Source organism: Hydrogenophaga luteola, from assembly GCF_042648585.1.
Classification (GTDB): domain Bacteria; phylum Pseudomonadota; class Gammaproteobacteria; order Burkholderiales; family Burkholderiaceae_C; genus Hydrogenophaga; species Hydrogenophaga luteola.
Genome location: NZ_JBHRXX010000002.1, coordinates 723,098 through 737,754 on the forward strand (window position 1 = coordinate 723,098; position 14,657 = coordinate 737,754).

The 14,657-nt window shown below is 67.9% G+C and carries 13 protein-coding genes; 9 read left to right on the forward strand and 4 right to left on the reverse strand.

Annotation, left to right across the window (positions count from 1 at the left end; translation table 11 throughout):
* Both iolG and ACFOPI_RS07250 read right to left on the reverse strand, forming a co-directional pair.
* Entirely contained in the window at nt 1–996 is a 996-nt protein-coding gene (iolG, locus tag ACFOPI_RS07245; RefSeq protein WP_382172489.1) for an inositol 2-dehydrogenase, read from the reverse strand.
* A 38-nt stretch (nt 997–1,034) separates the two neighbouring features.
* Nucleotides 1,035–1,901 (reverse strand): MurR/RpiR family transcriptional regulator, encoded by an 867-nt coding sequence (locus ACFOPI_RS07250; protein ID WP_382172491.1) that lies wholly within the window; start codon nt 1,899–1,901, stop codon nt 1,035–1,037.
* Nucleotides 1,902–2,075: 174 nt separating this feature from the next.
* On the opposite strand from ACFOPI_RS07250, the gene ACFOPI_RS07255 reads away from it, so the two are divergent.
* From ACFOPI_RS07255 to iolB, 8 genes are all read left to right on the forward strand, one after another.
* Nucleotides 2,076–3,104, forward strand: a complete 1,029-nt coding sequence (locus tag ACFOPI_RS07255; RefSeq protein ID WP_382172493.1) for a sugar ABC transporter substrate-binding protein — start codon at nt 2,076–2,078, stop codon at nt 3,102–3,104.
* Between the two features lie 67 nt (nt 3,105–3,171).
* The gene (locus tag ACFOPI_RS07260) at nt 3,172–4,317 is read left to right on the forward strand and encodes an ABC transporter permease (protein WP_382172495.1); all 1,146 of its coding nucleotides are present in this window, start codon (nt 3,172–3,174) and stop codon (nt 4,315–4,317) included.
* Between the two features lie 14 nt (nt 4,318–4,331).
* On the forward strand, nt 4,332–5,117 hold the full coding sequence (locus ACFOPI_RS07265; RefSeq protein ID WP_382172497.1) for an ATP-binding cassette domain-containing protein: 786 nt from the start codon (nt 4,332–4,334) through the stop codon (nt 5,115–5,117).
* A complete protein-coding gene (locus tag ACFOPI_RS07270) occupies nt 5,117–7,072 on the forward strand; it encodes a bifunctional 5-dehydro-2-deoxygluconokinase/5-dehydro-2-deoxyphosphogluconate aldolase (protein WP_382172499.1) in 1,956 nt (651 codons plus the stop codon). Before ACFOPI_RS07265 ends, ACFOPI_RS07270 begins: the two co-directional genes overlap by 1 nt.
* Before the next feature lie 16 nt (nt 7,073–7,088).
* Nucleotides 7,089–8,966: a 3D-(3,5/4)-trihydroxycyclohexane-1,2-dione acylhydrolase (decyclizing) gene (gene iolD, locus ACFOPI_RS07275; RefSeq protein ID WP_382172501.1), complete on the forward strand. Its 1,878-nt coding sequence runs from the start codon at nt 7,089–7,091 to the stop codon at nt 8,964–8,966.
* Between the two features lie 23 nt (nt 8,967–8,989).
* A complete protein-coding gene (locus ACFOPI_RS07280; protein ID WP_382172503.1) occupies nt 8,990–9,937 on the forward strand; it encodes a substrate-binding domain-containing protein in 948 nt (315 codons plus the stop codon).
* 30 nt (nt 9,938–9,967) lie between these two features.
* On the forward strand, nt 9,968–10,894 hold the full coding sequence (gene iolE / locus ACFOPI_RS07285; protein ID WP_382172505.1) for a myo-inosose-2 dehydratase: 927 nt from the start codon (nt 9,968–9,970) through the stop codon (nt 10,892–10,894).
* Between the two features lie 17 nt (nt 10,895–10,911).
* Entirely contained in the window at nt 10,912–11,715 is an 804-nt protein-coding gene (gene iolB, locus ACFOPI_RS07290) for a 5-deoxy-glucuronate isomerase (RefSeq protein WP_382172507.1), read from the forward strand.
* A gap of 30 nt (nt 11,716–11,745) precedes the next feature.
* On the opposite strand, the gene ACFOPI_RS07295 is transcribed toward iolB, so the two are convergent.
* Nucleotides 11,746–11,964 carry a hypothetical protein gene (locus ACFOPI_RS07295; RefSeq protein WP_382172509.1) on the reverse strand — a complete coding sequence of 73 codons (219 nt, stop codon included), beginning with the start codon at nt 11,962–11,964 and terminating at the stop codon, nt 11,746–11,748.
* A 55-nt stretch (nt 11,965–12,019) separates the two neighbouring features.
* Nucleotides 12,020–13,003, reverse strand: a complete 984-nt coding sequence (locus ACFOPI_RS07300) for a LysR family transcriptional regulator (RefSeq protein WP_382172511.1) — start codon at nt 13,001–13,003, stop codon at nt 12,020–12,022.
* A 104-nt stretch (nt 13,004–13,107) separates the two neighbouring features.
* Between ACFOPI_RS07300 and ACFOPI_RS07305 the strand changes: the two genes are divergently transcribed.
* Nucleotides 13,108–14,634, forward strand: coding sequence for a CoA-acylating methylmalonate-semialdehyde dehydrogenase (locus ACFOPI_RS07305; RefSeq protein WP_382172513.1), 1,527 nt, complete (start codon nt 13,108–13,110; stop codon nt 14,632–14,634).
* Nucleotides 14,635–14,657 lie beyond the last annotated feature (23 nt).

Consider the following 14,657-nt stretch of genomic DNA (forward strand, 5'->3'; position numbering starts at 1 on the left):
TCAGAACGTGACGGGCTGGCCGGTGGTCGCGCTTTGCGTCGCGGCGTCGGCGAGCTTCTGCGCCATCACGCCGTCCTGCACCGTGGTCTTGAACGGCTGGCCCGACTGCAGGCAGGCAAAGAAGTGTTCGATCTCCAGCCGGTAGGCGGCGGCATAGCGCTGCAGGAAGAAGGCCTCGGGCTTGTCGGCCTTCACGCCGTTCGCGTCCCACTGCACCACCTCGCTGGGCGTGTGGTTGCCACACTGCAGCAGGCCGGCCGAGCCCAGCACCTCGAAGCGCTGGTCGTAGCCGTAGGCGGCGCGGCGCGTGGTGTTGATCTGGCACAGGCGGCCCTTGTGTGTGCGGATGGTGACGGCGGTGCAGTCGAAGTCGCCCGCTTCGCCGACGGCCGGGTCGGTCAGCACCGAGCCGGTGGCGCTCAGCCAGGCGGCCTCGTCGCCATCGGCGCAGAGGATCCAGCGGAACACGTCGAAGTCGTGGATCAGCATGTCGCGGAAGATGCCGCCCGACTGTTTGATGTACTCCACCGGCGGCGCGCCCGGGTCGCGGCTGGTGATGACCAGCATCTCGGGGGCGCCGATCTCGCCCGCGTCCATGCGGCGGCGGGCTTCGTTGAAGGTCGGGTCGAAGCGGCGCTGGAAACCGATCATGCAACCCACGCCCGCGGCGGCCACGGCCTGTGCCACGGCTTCGGCGCGCGGCACCGACAGGTCGACCGGCTTCTCGCAGAAGATGTGCTGGCCCGCGGCGGCGGCGCGCGCGATCAGGTCGCTGTGGGTGGTGGTGGGCGAGCAGATCGCGACCGCGTCGATGGACTTGTCCGCGAACACGGTGTCGATGTCGCAGGCCTGCGCCCCGAGCTGTTGGGCCAGATCGGCCGCGGCGGCGGGCAGGGCGTCGCAGACGTACTTGAGCTGGACGCCCGGCTGGGCAGCGAGGTTGGTGGCGTGGATGCGGCCGATGCGACCGGCGCCGAAAACGGCAACGTGTTTCATGTGCGTGTGAAAAGGTTGGGGTGGAAGGGGAAAACGGGTCAGCGCGCCGCGGCGCCGCTGGGCTTGTATTCGAGTTCGAGCCGGTAGGCCAGGGCGATGAACAGGCACTGCGCCAGGGCCATGGTGCTGGATAGCGCGCGAAAGCCGAACACGGCACTCTCCTGCACCACCAGGGCCACGTCGGCCAGCTGGGCCAGCGCGCCGACGCGGCTGTCGGTGATGGCGATCACGGTTGCGCCGGCCTGGCGGGCCTGTCGCACAACGTCCATGGTCTCTTCGGCGTAGGGCGCAAAGCTGATGGCCACCATCACGTCGCCGCGCCGCAGCCCGCGCACCTGGCCCACGTGCATGGCGCCGGCAAAGTCCACCAACTGCACCGGCTTGTCGGTGTGCTGCAACGCGTAGGCCAGGTAGGTCGCCACCGGAAAGGCCCGGCGCGCGCCGGCCACCCACAGCGATGGCGCGTGGGCCAGCAGGTCCACCGCGCGGTCGATGGGCAGCTCGTGCAGATGGCGGCCCAGCTCTTCGAGACCGGCCACGGCGCCGCTCACGAATTCCTGCGCGATGCTGGTGCCGTCCAGCGGGTGGTCGCTGCGCGCCACGGCCTCGCGGATGCGGTTCTGGTAGCTGCGGCTGGGGGCGATCTGGGTGGCGATGCCGGCGCGGAACAGGGCCTGCATTTCCGAGAAGCCCGAGAAGCCGAAGTGTTTGGCAAACCGCACCACAGCCGAGGGCTGCACGCCGCAGTGGTCGGCGATGTCCTGGATGCGCTCCAGGCCCACGTGGTCGCGGTGCTGTTCGATGTAGGTGCCGATCAGCTTGAGCTGCCGACTGAGCTGTCCGTGCTCCTGCACCAGGCGCTGCAGGAACTCGTCCACAGGGGTGGCGGGCTTGGGAGAAGTCATGGGAAGCAATGTAGCCGAGAAATGAAAAAATAGAAAAAATCTTTCATTAGGGAAAACATCTAGAAGAAAAATTCTCTTAGCGTCCTACCATCCGTCCCGTGCCACCGCTGGGCCGGTCTGTCCGCTCCTGACGGCACGCAGGCATTCCGCTTCAACCAACGACTGGAGACATTCATGAACGCTTCTTCCGTGCGACCCGTGCTCAAGACCCTGGCCCTGGCCGCCCTGCTGGCCGCCGGTGCCGCGCAGGCCCAGGGCCGGTACGTGCTCATCAGCCACGCGCCCGATTCGGACTCGTGGTGGAACACCATCAAGAACTCGGTCAAGCAGGCGGGCGAGGACTATGGGGTGACGGTCGAGTACCGCAACCCGGCCAACGGCGACCTGGCCGACATGGCCCGCCTGATCGAGCAGGCCGCGGCGCAGAACGTCGACGGCGTGATCACGACCATCGCCGACTTCAACGTGCTGCAGGGCGCGCTCAAGAAGGTCACCGACAAGAAGATCCCGCTGATCACCATCAACTCCGGCACCACGGAGCAGAGCGAAAAACTGGGAGCGATCATGCACGTGGGCCAGCCCGAGTACGAGGCCGGCAAGGGCGCGGGCGAGCGCGCCAAGGCAGCGGGCGTCAAGAGCTTCCTGTGCGTGAACCACTACGCCACCAACCCGGCCTCGTTCGAGCGCTGCCGCGGCTTTGCCGAAGCCATTGGCGCCGACTTCAAGAAGAGCACCATCGACTCCGGCGACGACCCGACCACCATCGAGTCCAAGGTCAGCGCCTACCTGCGCCAGAACGCCGGCACTGGCGCCGTGCTGACCCTGGGCCCGACCTCGGCCCACCCCACGCTCAAGGCGCTGGAGAAGGGCGGCCAGGCCGGCAAGCTCTGGTTCGCCACCTTCGACCTCTCCGATGAAATCGGCAAGGCCATCAAGGGCGGCACCATCCAGTTCGGCATCGACCAGCAGCCCTACCTGCAGGGCTACATCCCGGTCGCGGTGATGGCCACCATGAAGGCCCAGAAGACCACCGACATCAAGAAGGTGTCCGAGGCCATCCAGGCCAATGCCAAGACCAAGGCCCGCTTCGCCGAGTACGGCCTGGCGCCCGCCTTCGGCGCGCGCCACATCGGCTCGGGCCCCGGCTTCGTGACCAAGGAGACGCTGCCCAAGGTGGAAAAGTACGCTGGCCAGTACCGCTGACCCGCACCCCGACCGGTGCCCGGGAGGGCGCCGGTCTTTCGACAGAGACATTGATTGAGGACATGACATGGCCAGTGCAAACCTGAGCGGCGCGCCCGCCAACCTGCCGGGCGACGAGCGCGTGCGCAACGTGGGCACGGTGCGCAAGCTGCTTGCCCGCCCCGAGTTCGGCGCCATCGCCGGCACACTGCTCGTGGTGGCTATCTTTCTGCTGGCGGCCGGCGACTCCGGCATGTTCAGCGCCGAGGGCACGGTCAACTGGGGCACCGTGGCGGGCTTCCTGGGCATCATCGCCGTGGGGGCGGCCCTGCTGATGATTGCCGGCGAGTTCGACCTTTCGGTCGGCTCCATGATTGGCTTCGCCGGGATGATGGTGGCCATCCCCATCCTCGAATGGGGCTGGGCGCCCAGCGCCGCGGTGGTGTTCGCCTTCGCCTGCGCGCTGGCGCTGGGCTGGCTCAACGGCTGGCTGGTGATCAAGACCGGCCTGCCCAGCTTCATCGTGACCCTGGCCTTCTTCTTCATCCTGCGCGGGCTGTCGCTGGCGGTGGCCGTGCTGCTGACCGGCAAGACCATCCTGTCCAGCAGCGGCGACATCGTGCTGCAGGAAGCCATGCTGGCCGACCCGGTGGTGTCGGCCCTGTTCCACGGCCATGTGCTGACCGGCCTGTTCGACAGCCTCGCCGCGGCCGGCTGGATGGCGGCGCGCGACGACGGCACGGCCCTGGCCATCGGCGTGCCCAAGGTGGTGGTGTGGTGGTTCCTGCTGACGGCGGCCGGCGCCTTCGTGCTGGCCCGCACCCGGGCCGGCAACTGGATCTTCGCCGTGGGGGGCGACGCGAATGCCGCGAAGAACGTGGGCATTCCGGTGGCGCGGGTCAAGATCGGCCTGTTCATGTTCACCGCCTTCTGCGCCACGCTGTTCGCCGTGCTGCAGGTGGCCGACGCGGGCTCTGCCGCCGCCGACCGCGGCCTGCAGAAAGAGTTCGAAGCCATCATCGCGGCGGTCATCGGCGGCTGCCTGCTGACCGGGGGCTACGGCTCGGTGATCGGTGCGGCCTTCGGGGCGCTGATCTTCGGCATGGTGCAGATCGGCATCGGCTACACCAGCATTGACAACAACTGGTACCGCGTGTTCCTGGGCGTGATGCTGCTGGCCGCCGTGCTGTTCAACAACTACATCCGCCGCCGCTTCGCGATGGGCAGGCTGTGAACGGGGAGATGGCCATGAGCGACTACATCCTTCAACTCGAAGACATCTCCAAGTTCTTCGGCCCGGTCATCGCCCTCAACGGTGTGACCCTGCGCCTGAGGCGCGGCGAGGTGCACTGCCTGCTGGGCGACAACGGCGCCGGCAAGTCCACGCTGATCAAGACCCTGGCCGGTGTGCACCTGGCCGACAAAGGCCAGTACCTGGTCAACGGTGAGCCGGTGCGCTTCCGCTCGCCGCGCGACGCGCTCGACGCCGGCATCGCCACCGTCTACCAGGACCTGGCCTTGGTGCCCCTGATGAGCGTGGCGCGCAACTTCTTCATGGGGCGCGAGCCGGTGCGCAAGCTGTTCGGCGTGCTGCCGGTGATGGACCACGCCTCGGCCGAGGCCATCGCCACCGAGAAGCTGGGCGAGATGGGCATCCGCGTGCGCAACGCCGGCCAGATGATCGGCACCATGTCCGGCGGCGAGAAGCAGTGCCTGGCCATCGCGCGCGCCATCCACTTCGGCGCGCAGGTGCTGATCCTGGACGAGCCCACCGCGGCGCTGGGCGTCAAGCAGAGCGCCAACGTGCTCAAGCTCATCCTCAAGGCGCGCCAGCGCGGCATCTCGGTCATCTTCATCACCCACAACGCCAACCACGCCTACCCGGTGGGCGACAGCTTCACCCTGCTCAATCGCGGCAAGTCGCTGGGCACCTACGCCAAGGCCGACATCTCGAAAGAAGCGCTGCTGGACATGATGGCCGGCGGCGCGGAGATGAAGACGCTGATGGAAGACCTGGAAGGAGTGACCATCTGATGCCCAAGCTCCCGTTCCCGCAAGGCCGCGCGCACGACCTGGCCTGCCTGGGCCGGCTGGCCGTCGATCTCTACGCCCAGCAGTTCGGCAGCCGCCTGGAAGACGCGCGCAGCTTTTCTATGTACCTCGGTGGCAGCTCCGCCAACCTGGCGTTTGGTGTGGCCCGCCTGGGCTGCCGCAGCGCCATGATTTCGCGCGTCGGCGACGAGCAGATGGGCCGCTTTCTGCTGGAGCGGCTTCAGGCCGAAGGCTGCGACACCAGCCAGGTGCAGATCGACAAGGACCGCCTCACCGCCCAGGTGCTGCTGGGCCTGAAAGACCGCGACACCTTCCCGCTGCTGTTCATGCGTGAGAACTGTGCCGACATGGCGCTGGACGCTGCGGCCATCAGCGAAGACTTCATCGCCCAGTGCCGCGCGCTGGCCATCACCGGCACCCACCTCTCGACCGACGGCACCCGTGCCGCCGCGCACAAGGCGCTGGAAGCTGCGCGCCGCCACGGCACCGTGACCGTTCTGGACATCGACTACCGCCCGGTGCTCTGGGGCCTGACCGGCCGCGGCGCCGGCGAGAACCGCTTCGTGGACGATGCGGGCGTGACGCGCCAGCTGCAGCAGAGCCTGCCGCTGTTCGATTTGCTGGTCGGCACCGAAGAAGAGTTCTTCATCGCCGGCGGCGTGGCGAACGACATCATCGCCAGCCTGCACGCCGTGCGCGCGCTGTGCCCCGCCGCCACGATGGTGGTCAAGCGCGGTGCTCTGGGCTGCTGCGTGATCGAGGGCGATGTGCCCGACGACATCGACGCCGCACCGACCTACCGCGGCGAGCGCGTGGAGGTGCTCAACGTGCTGGGCGCGGGCGACGCCTTCCTCTCCGGCCTCATGGCCAGCCTGCTGCAGGGCAAGGACTGGGCGGAGTCCACGAAAGTGGCCAATGCCTGCGGCGCCATCGTGGTCTCGCGCCACGCCTGCTCCGCCGCGATGCCGACGCCGGCGGAGCTGGCCCACTGGTTCGGCGGCAGCCGCAACCCCAAGGTCGACGCCGACGAGCAACTGGCGCACCTGCACCGCGTCACCGCCGCGCGCCCGAGCTGGCAAGACCTGTGCGTGATGGCCTTCGACCACCGCAGCCAGTTCTACGACATTGCCCGCGCCGCCGGGGCTGCCGAATCGCGCATTCCCGCCTTGAAGAAGCTGCTGGTGCAGGCGGCCGAGCAGGTCGAGCGCAGCCGCTGGCTGCAGGGCCACACCGGTGTGTTGATCGACGGTGGCGACTACGGCCGCGACGCGCTGGCCAGCGCCACCGGCCGCGGCTGGTGGGTCGGCCGGCCGGTCGAGCTGCCGGGCTCGCGCCCGCTGCGCTTCGACGGCACACGTTCCATCGGCAGCGCGCTGGTGCACTGGCCGACCGAGCAGGTGGTCAAGTGCCTGGTGCACTACCACCCGGACGATCACTTCGCGTTGCGCCTGGAGCAGGAGCAGACCGTGCTGGAGCTCTGGGAGGCCACGCGCGCGAGCGGCAACGAACTGCTGCTGGAGATCATTCCCCCGAAGGCCATGACGCCCGACGGCACGGCCGACGCTGCCGTGCTGCGCGCGGTCAAGCGCTTCTACAACCTGGGCGTCAAGCCGGAGTGGTGGAAGCTGGCCCCCATGCAGGAGCAAGGCTGGCGCGATCTGGAGGCGCTGATCACCGAGCGCGACCGCCACTGCCGTGGCGCCGTCATCCTGGGCCTGAATCAGCCGCTGGACTTTCTGGCGAGCAGCTTCGCCAACGCCACCAACCCCATCGTCAAGGGCTTCATGGTCGGGCGTACCCTCTGGGCCGACGCGTCCCTGAAATGGTTCAAGGGCGAGATCGATGATGCGGCCCTGATCGACGAAGTGGCCCGCAACTTTGCAGTGCTGGTGGATGCCTGGCGCTCGCGCCATACGGCCCAGCGCGCTGCCGCCTGAACAACTGGTTCAAGACATGAAAACCCAACGACTCACGATGGCGCAGGCCCTGGTCAAGCACTTGGCCGCACTGCGCGTGGAGGTGGAACACCTCGACGGCCGCACATCCATCGAGCCCTATTGCGGCGGCGTGTTCACCATCTTCGGCCACGGCAACGTGGCCGGGCTGGGCGAAGCGCTGGCCCAGGTTCGCGACCAGCTGCCCACGCTGCGAGCCCACAACGAACAGACCATGGCGCACGCAGCGATCGCCTACAGCAAGGCCCAGTTCCGCCAGCGCATCATGGCCGTGTCCACCAGCATCGGCCCAGGTGCCACCAATCTGGTCACGGCAGCCGCGGTGGCCCATGTGAACCGCCTGCCCGTGCTGCTGCTGCCCGGCGACATCTTCGCCAACCGACGGCCCGACCCGGTGCTGCAGCAGATCGAACACTTCGGCCAGGGCGACGTCAGCGCCAGCGACTGCTTTCGCCCCGTCACGCGCTACTTCGACCGCCTCACCCGGCCCGAGCACATCCTGACCGCGCTGCCGCGCGCCATCCAGATGATGACGGACCCGGCCTCCTGCGGACCGGCCTGCCTCTCGCTGCCGCAGGACGTGCAGGCCATGGCCTTCGACTGCCCCGAAGACTTTTTGAATCCCGGCTTGCTGCGCTTCCGCCGCCCATCCGCGGACGAGCGCGAGCTCGCCAACGCCATCGCCCTGCTGCGCAACGCCAAGCGCCCGCTGATCGTGGCCGGCGGCGGCGTGCTCTACAGCCAGGCCTGGGCCGCGCTGCGCGCCTTCGTCGACGCGCACGGCGTGCCCGTGGTCGAGTCGCACGGCGGCAAGAGCAGCCTGCCCTGGGACCACCCGCTCAACCTGGGCGCCATCGGCGTCGACGGCGTGTCCTGGGCCAACGACATGGCGCGCGAGGCCGACGTGGTGTTCGCCGTCGGCACCCGGCTGCAGGACTTCACCACCGGCTCGCACGCCCTGTTCCCGCAGGCGAAGCTGCTGAGCCTGAACGTGCAGCCCTACGACGCCGGCAAGTGGAGCGGTCAGGCCCTGGTGGCCGACGCCCGCGTGGGCCTGGGCCAGCTCGAAGCCGGTCTGGCCGGCTGGGCCGCCGACGCCGCCTGGACGGCACGCGCGAAACAGCAGGCCGCCGCAGCCAACGCCCGCATCACCGAGCTGACCACGAACGTGCCGAAAGACATGCTGCCCTACGACGCCGAGGTCATCGGTGCGGTGCGCGATTCGGCGCTGGAACTGGGCCTGGACAGCGGCACCCAAGACGTGGCGCTGTGCGCCGCCGGCACGTTGCCGGCCGAGCTGCACAAGCTCTGGCGTGCCAGCCTGCCGGGCAATTACCACATGGAGTACGGCTATTCGTGCATGGGTTACGAAGTGGCCGGCGGCCTGGGCGTGAAGATGGCCCGGCCGGAGCAGGAGTCCATCGTTCTGGTGGGCGACGGCTCCTACATGATGGCCAACTCCGAGCTGGCCACCTCGGTCATGCTGGGCCAGAAGATCATCGTGGTGATCCTCGACAACCGCGGCTACGGCTGCATCCAGCGCCTGCAGACCGCCACCGGCAGCCCGGCCTTCAACAACCTGCTGGACGATTGCGTGCCCGAGGGCGGCGAACGCAGCACCATCGACTTCGCCATGCACGCGCGATCCATGGGCGCCGACGCGGTGCATGTGAAGGACGTGGTCGAACTCAAGGCCGCGATGGTCAAGGCCCGTCAGGCCACGCGCACCCAGGTGATCGTGATCGACACCACCCACACCCGCACCACCGAGGGTGGCTGCTGGTGGGAGGTGGCGGTGCCCGAGGTGTCGGCGCGCGCCGAGGTGCGCGCAGCGCATGCCACCTATGTGCAAGGCCAGTCGCAGCAGCGCCTCTGACGCGAACCACAATGGAAACCGGCATGAAGCGCTTTCTGAAAGGGCTGGCACTGGTGGTGGGCGCGGCGCTGTTGCCTTTGTCGGCGCACGCCCAGAAGATCGGCTTCGCACTGTCCGAGCAGGACGCGTTCCTGTCCCTGCTGCGCAACGGCGTGATGGACGCGGCCAAGGCCACCGGCGCCACGGTGCAGCTGGAAGACGCCAAGGGCAGCAAGACGGCGCAGCTCGACCAGATACGCCACCTGGTGGCGCAGAAGGTCGATGCCATCGTGGTAGTACCGGTGGACACCGAGTCCACTCGCCTGATCACCTACATGGTGACGCAGGCCCGCATCCCGCTGGTCTATGTCAACCGCAAGCCGGTCGACTTCGACCAGCTGCCGCCGGGCGTGGCCCTGGTCGCGTCGGACGAGAAGGTCTCGGGCACGCTGCAGACCGAAGAGGTGTGCCGCCGCCTGAACGGCCGCGGGCAGATCGTGGTGCTGATGGGCAACCTGGCCAACGAGGCGGCCCGCACCCGCACGCAGGACGTGGAGGACGTGCTGGCCCGGCCGGCCTGCAGCGGCATCCGCATCCTGGACAAGCGTCTGGGAGGCTGGGACCGCACCCGCGCCCGCCACATCGTGCAGAACTTGCTGGCCGCCTCTGCGAACACGGGCAAGCGCTTCGACGCGGTGGTGGCCAACAACGACGAGATGGCCCTGGGGGCCATCGAGGCCCTGAAGGCCGGCAAGGCCTGGACGCCCGATTTCGTCGTCGCCGGCATCGACGCGACGCCCGACGCGCTGGCGTCCATGAAGGCGGGCGACCTCAAGGTCACCGTGCTGCAGAACGCCGCCGGCCAGGGGGCTGGCGCCGTGCACACCGCGCTCAAGCTGATCCGCCAGCAGCCGGTGCCCCGTTTCGTGGACGTGCCATTTGAACTGGTCACGCCCGCCAATCTCGACAAGCTCCTTCCTCACAACAACTGATCATTGATCCTCTGAAAGAAAGCCAAAGCCATGAGCTGGAATGTCCGCATCGGTATCAATCCCCTGTCGTGGATGAACGACGACCTGCCGTCCCTGGGCGGCGAAACCCCGCTGGAAACCGCGCTGAAGGAAGGCAAGGAGATCGGCTACGAAGGCTTTGAGCTGGGCAACAAGTTCCCCAAGGACGGCCCGGGCCTGAAAGCCAAACTCGACGAGTTCGGTCTGGCCTGCGTCTCGGGCTGGTACTCCGGTTTCCTCGCCGAACTCGAGCCGGGCCAGACCAACGAACAGGCCGTCGCCGCCGAGATCGAACGCTGCAAGGCCCACATGAGCAAGCTGCAGTACAACGGCGTGAAGGTGGTGGTCTACGGCGAATGCGCCGGCACGGTGCAGGGCCAGATGGACACCCCAGTGTCCAGGCGCCCGCAGTTCGCCAACGAGGCGCTGTGGCACGCCTACGCCGAGCGCCTGAACGCCTTCGGTGAGCACCTGCTCAAGACCTACGGCATCAAGCTGGCCTACCACCACCACATGGGCGCCTACGTCGAGTCGCCCGCCGATGTGGACAAGCTGATGGCGCTGACCGACCCGGCCAAGGTCTTCCTGCTGTTCGACACCGGCCATGCCTATTTCGGCGGTGCCGCCGCGCCGGTCGACCTGCTCAAGAAACACGTCAAGCGCGTGGTGCACGTGCACTGCAAGGACGTGCGCACCCCCGTCATCGCCCAGGCCCGCAACGACGGCTGGAGTTTCCTGCACGGCGTGATCAACGGCACCTTCACCGTGCCCGGCGACGGCAGCATCGACTACGTCGCCGTGCTCAAGACCTTGAAGGACAACGGCTATGAAGGCTGGCTGGTGGTGGAGGCCGAGCAGGACCCCGCGGTCGCGCCGAGCTACCAGTACGCCAAGAAGGGGTACCAGACCCTGCGCACGTTGGTCGACAGCCTGAACTGAGCAGCAGGAGAACCACCATGGTCAGCCCATTGCTTGCCAAGGCCGCGCCCAGCGGGCGCGAGATCGTCAACGTCACGCCCGAGCGCGCCGGCTGGACCCACGTGGGGTTCCGGGCGCTGCGCTTGGCGGCGGGTGAGTCGGAAGCGGTGGAAACCGGGGAGCGCGAGCTGTGCCTGGTGGTGCTCACCGGCACGGTGGACGTCACCATCGACGGCGAGACCTACAGCCACCTGGGCACGCGCAACAGTGTGTTTGAAGAGGTGTCGCCGGCTGCGGTCTACGTGCCGGCGGGCAAGGTGGTGCACATCCGTGCGGTGCGGGCGGCCGAGGTGGCGCTGTGTAGCGCGCCGGCCGATGCGCGCAACCGCAAGGTGCAGGTGCTCGACCCCAAGAACATGAAGCGCAGCGTGCGCGGCAAGGGCACGAACACGCGCTATGTCTGCGACATCCTGCCGCACGACGACCCGACCGCGGCGCACCTGCTGGTGGTGGAGGTGATGACACCGGCCAGCCATTCGAGCAGCTACCCGCCGCACAAGCACGACCAGGAAACGCCACCCACCGAGACCCAGCTGGAAGAGACGTATTACCACCGCCTCAACCCGCCGCAGGGGTTTGCCTTCCAGCGCGTCTACACCGACGACCGCAGCCTGGACGAGGCCTGCGCCGTGGAAGATCACGACGTGGTGATGGTGCCGCGCGGCTACCACCCGGTGGTGGCGCCCCACGGCTACGACCTGTACTACCTCAACGTGATGGCGGGGCCGAACCGCTTCTGGGTGTTCAAGAACGACCCCCAGCACGAATGGATGCTGAAGTAGGGGAAGCCGCGTCAGCGGCGCAGGGGGGTGTTACCCCAGCTCGTGGCGGTCTGCTGCGGCGTACAGATCTTGCGCGAACGCCGGATCGCTCTGGGCCACGTCGTCGGCCATGGCGCGCAGCTGCTCGGCTTCTTCGAAGCGGGTCAGCGGGCGGGCCGGGGTGGCGGTGCGGGTGGCGAACCAGCCTGCGAACATCTCGCGGACGGTGCTCAGAAAGTGGGCGGAATGGGAAAAGGTTGCAGTGCTCATGACACGCTCCTGAGGGACAACAGCGGATTTGCTGCACTGCAGTATAGGGTAAACCCTAGGTTTTGTGTCGTGATGTATGTCCGGTGTTTTGGGGGGAGCTCTCCAGATCACCGAATCCGTCCGCCATCGCCTCGCGCAGGAAGTTCACCAGGGCCGACACCGCCAGCGGCACATGGGCTGAATAAGGGCGGATCGCATACAGCCGGTCGGCGAACGAGCCCACCGGCGTCCAGCCCGGCAGCACCTCGACCAGCTTGCCGGCTTTGAGGGCCGCCTGCGCGCTGAAGTCCGGCAGCAGGGCGATGCCCAGGCCATCCAGCGCGGCGTCGCGCAAGGCCTCGCTGTTGTTGGCGGCGAGGGACCCGCGCACTTGCACCGTCACCCGCTCGCCCAGGCGCGCCTCGCGCGGCTCCAGCGTCCAGGCCGGGTTGTCCTGGGAGCGTGGGTAGTGCAGGCAGTTGTGGTCCACCAGGTCCGACGGGTGCTTTGGCGTGCCGTGGCGGCGAAGGTAGGCGCGGCTGGCCACGAGCACCGAACGCGTGGCGCACAGCGTCCAGGCGACGTGGGTGTCGGGTGGGTGGGCGGTGTGGCGGATGGCCAGGTCGAAGCCCTCGGTGGCCAGCGAGGCCAGCCGGTCAGACAGGTTCAGCTCGATGCGAACCTCCGGGTGCTGGCGCAGGAACTCGGCCAACCGCGGCACCAGCTGTTGCCGTGCCAGCGCCACCGGCGCCGTCAGCCGCACCAGCCCGCGCGGCGCGCCCGCGAGATCGCGCACCTGGGCCACGCTCTGCGCAATCTGCTCGAACGCCGGCCGCGCCTGGTCGGCCAGCCGCTGACCCGCCTCGGTCAGGCGCACGCTGCGCGTCGTGCGCTGCACCAGGGCCACGCCGGCCAGCCGCTCCAGCTCGGCGATGCGCTGGCTCATGGCCGCCTTGCTCACACCCAGGCGTGCGGCGGCGGCGGTGTAGCTGCCCTGCTGGTCAAGCACGGTGAGCCAGTGCACGTGGCCCCACAACTCGTGGATCTTCTGTTCGTTCATGGTCCGATTGTTCACCAATGTGAACAATCAATTCAAGGTTCCGGTCTTGTATCGATCCGGGGTGCTTCCTAGACTGCGTGCATTCATCCACTGGAGACACATTCATGAACGCACGCCACCCCGCCGTCACCGACATTCCGCACTACGTGGCCGGCGCCCGCTTCGCCGGCAGCGCCACGCGCAGCCAGACCGTGACCAACCCGGCCACCGGCGCCGTCACTGGCCAGGTGCCGCTGGCCAACGCCGCGGACGTGGACGCCGCCGTGGCCGCAGCCCAGGCAGCGTTCCCCGCCTGGTCCGACACGCCGCCGATCCGCCGTGCGCGCGTGATGTTCAAGTTTCTGGAGCTGGTCAACCAGCACAAGGACGAACTGGCCCATGCCATCACCGCCGAACACGGCAAGGTCTTCACCGACGCCCAGGGCGAAGTTGCGCGAGGCATCGACATCATCGAATTCGCCTGCGGCATCCCCCAGCTCTTGAAGGGCGACTTCACCGACCAGGTCTCCACCGGCATGGACAACTGGACCATCCGCCAGCCGCTGGGTGTGGTGGCCGGCATTACGCCGTTCAACTTCCCGGTCATGGTGCCCATGTGGATGTTCCCGGTGGCGATTGCGGCCGGCAACACCTTCGTGCTCAAGCCCAGCCCAACCGACCCGACGCCCTCTCTGATGATCGCCGACCTGCTCAAGCAGGCGGGTCTGCCCGACGGCGTGTTCAACGTCGTGCAGGGTGACAAGGAGGCGGTAGATGCGCTGCTGGTGCACCCGGACGTGAAGGCGGTCAGCTTCGTCGGCTCCACCCCCATCGCGAACTACATCTACGAAACCGGCGCCCACCACGGCAAGCGTGTGCAGGCTCTGGGCGGCGCCAAGAACCACATGGTCGTCATGCCCGACGCCGACCTCGACCAGGCGGTGGACGCGCTGGTCGGTGCGGCCTACGGTTCGGCCGGCGAGCGCTGCATGGCGATCTCGGTGGCGGTGCTGGTCGGTGACGTGGCCGAGAAGATCATGCCCAAGCTGATCGAGCGCACGAAAACGCTCAAGGTGCTCAACGGCACCAACCTGGCGGCCGAGATGGGCCCGATCGTCACCGCCGCCGCGCATGCCCGCATCAGCGGCTACATCGACGCCGGCCAGGCCGAAGGCGCGCAGCTGCTGGTCGATGGCCGCGGCTTCGATGCGAAGCAGGCCGGCGAAGGTTGTGAGGGTGGTTTCTGGATGGGCGGCACGCTGTTCGATCACGTGACGACCGACATGAAGATCTACAAGGAAGAGATCTTCGGCCCGGTGCTCAGCTGCGTGCGCGTGGCCGATTTCGGTGAAGCCGTGCAGCTGATCAACGACCACGAGTTCGGCAACGGCACCAGCTGCTTCACCCGCGATGGCAACGTGGCGCGCGAGTTCGCGCGCCGCATCCAGGTGGGCATGGTGGGCATCAACGTGCCGATCCCGGTGCCCATGGCCTGGCAGGGTTTTGGTGGCTGGAAGAAGAGCCTGTTCGGCGACATGCACGCGTATGGCGAAGAGGGCGTGCGTTTCTACACCAAGCAGAAGTCGATCATGCAGCGCTGGCCGGAATCGATTGGCAAGGGCGCCGAGTTCGTGATGCCGACGGCCAAGTAAACCGGTAGCGCCCGGCGGATCGG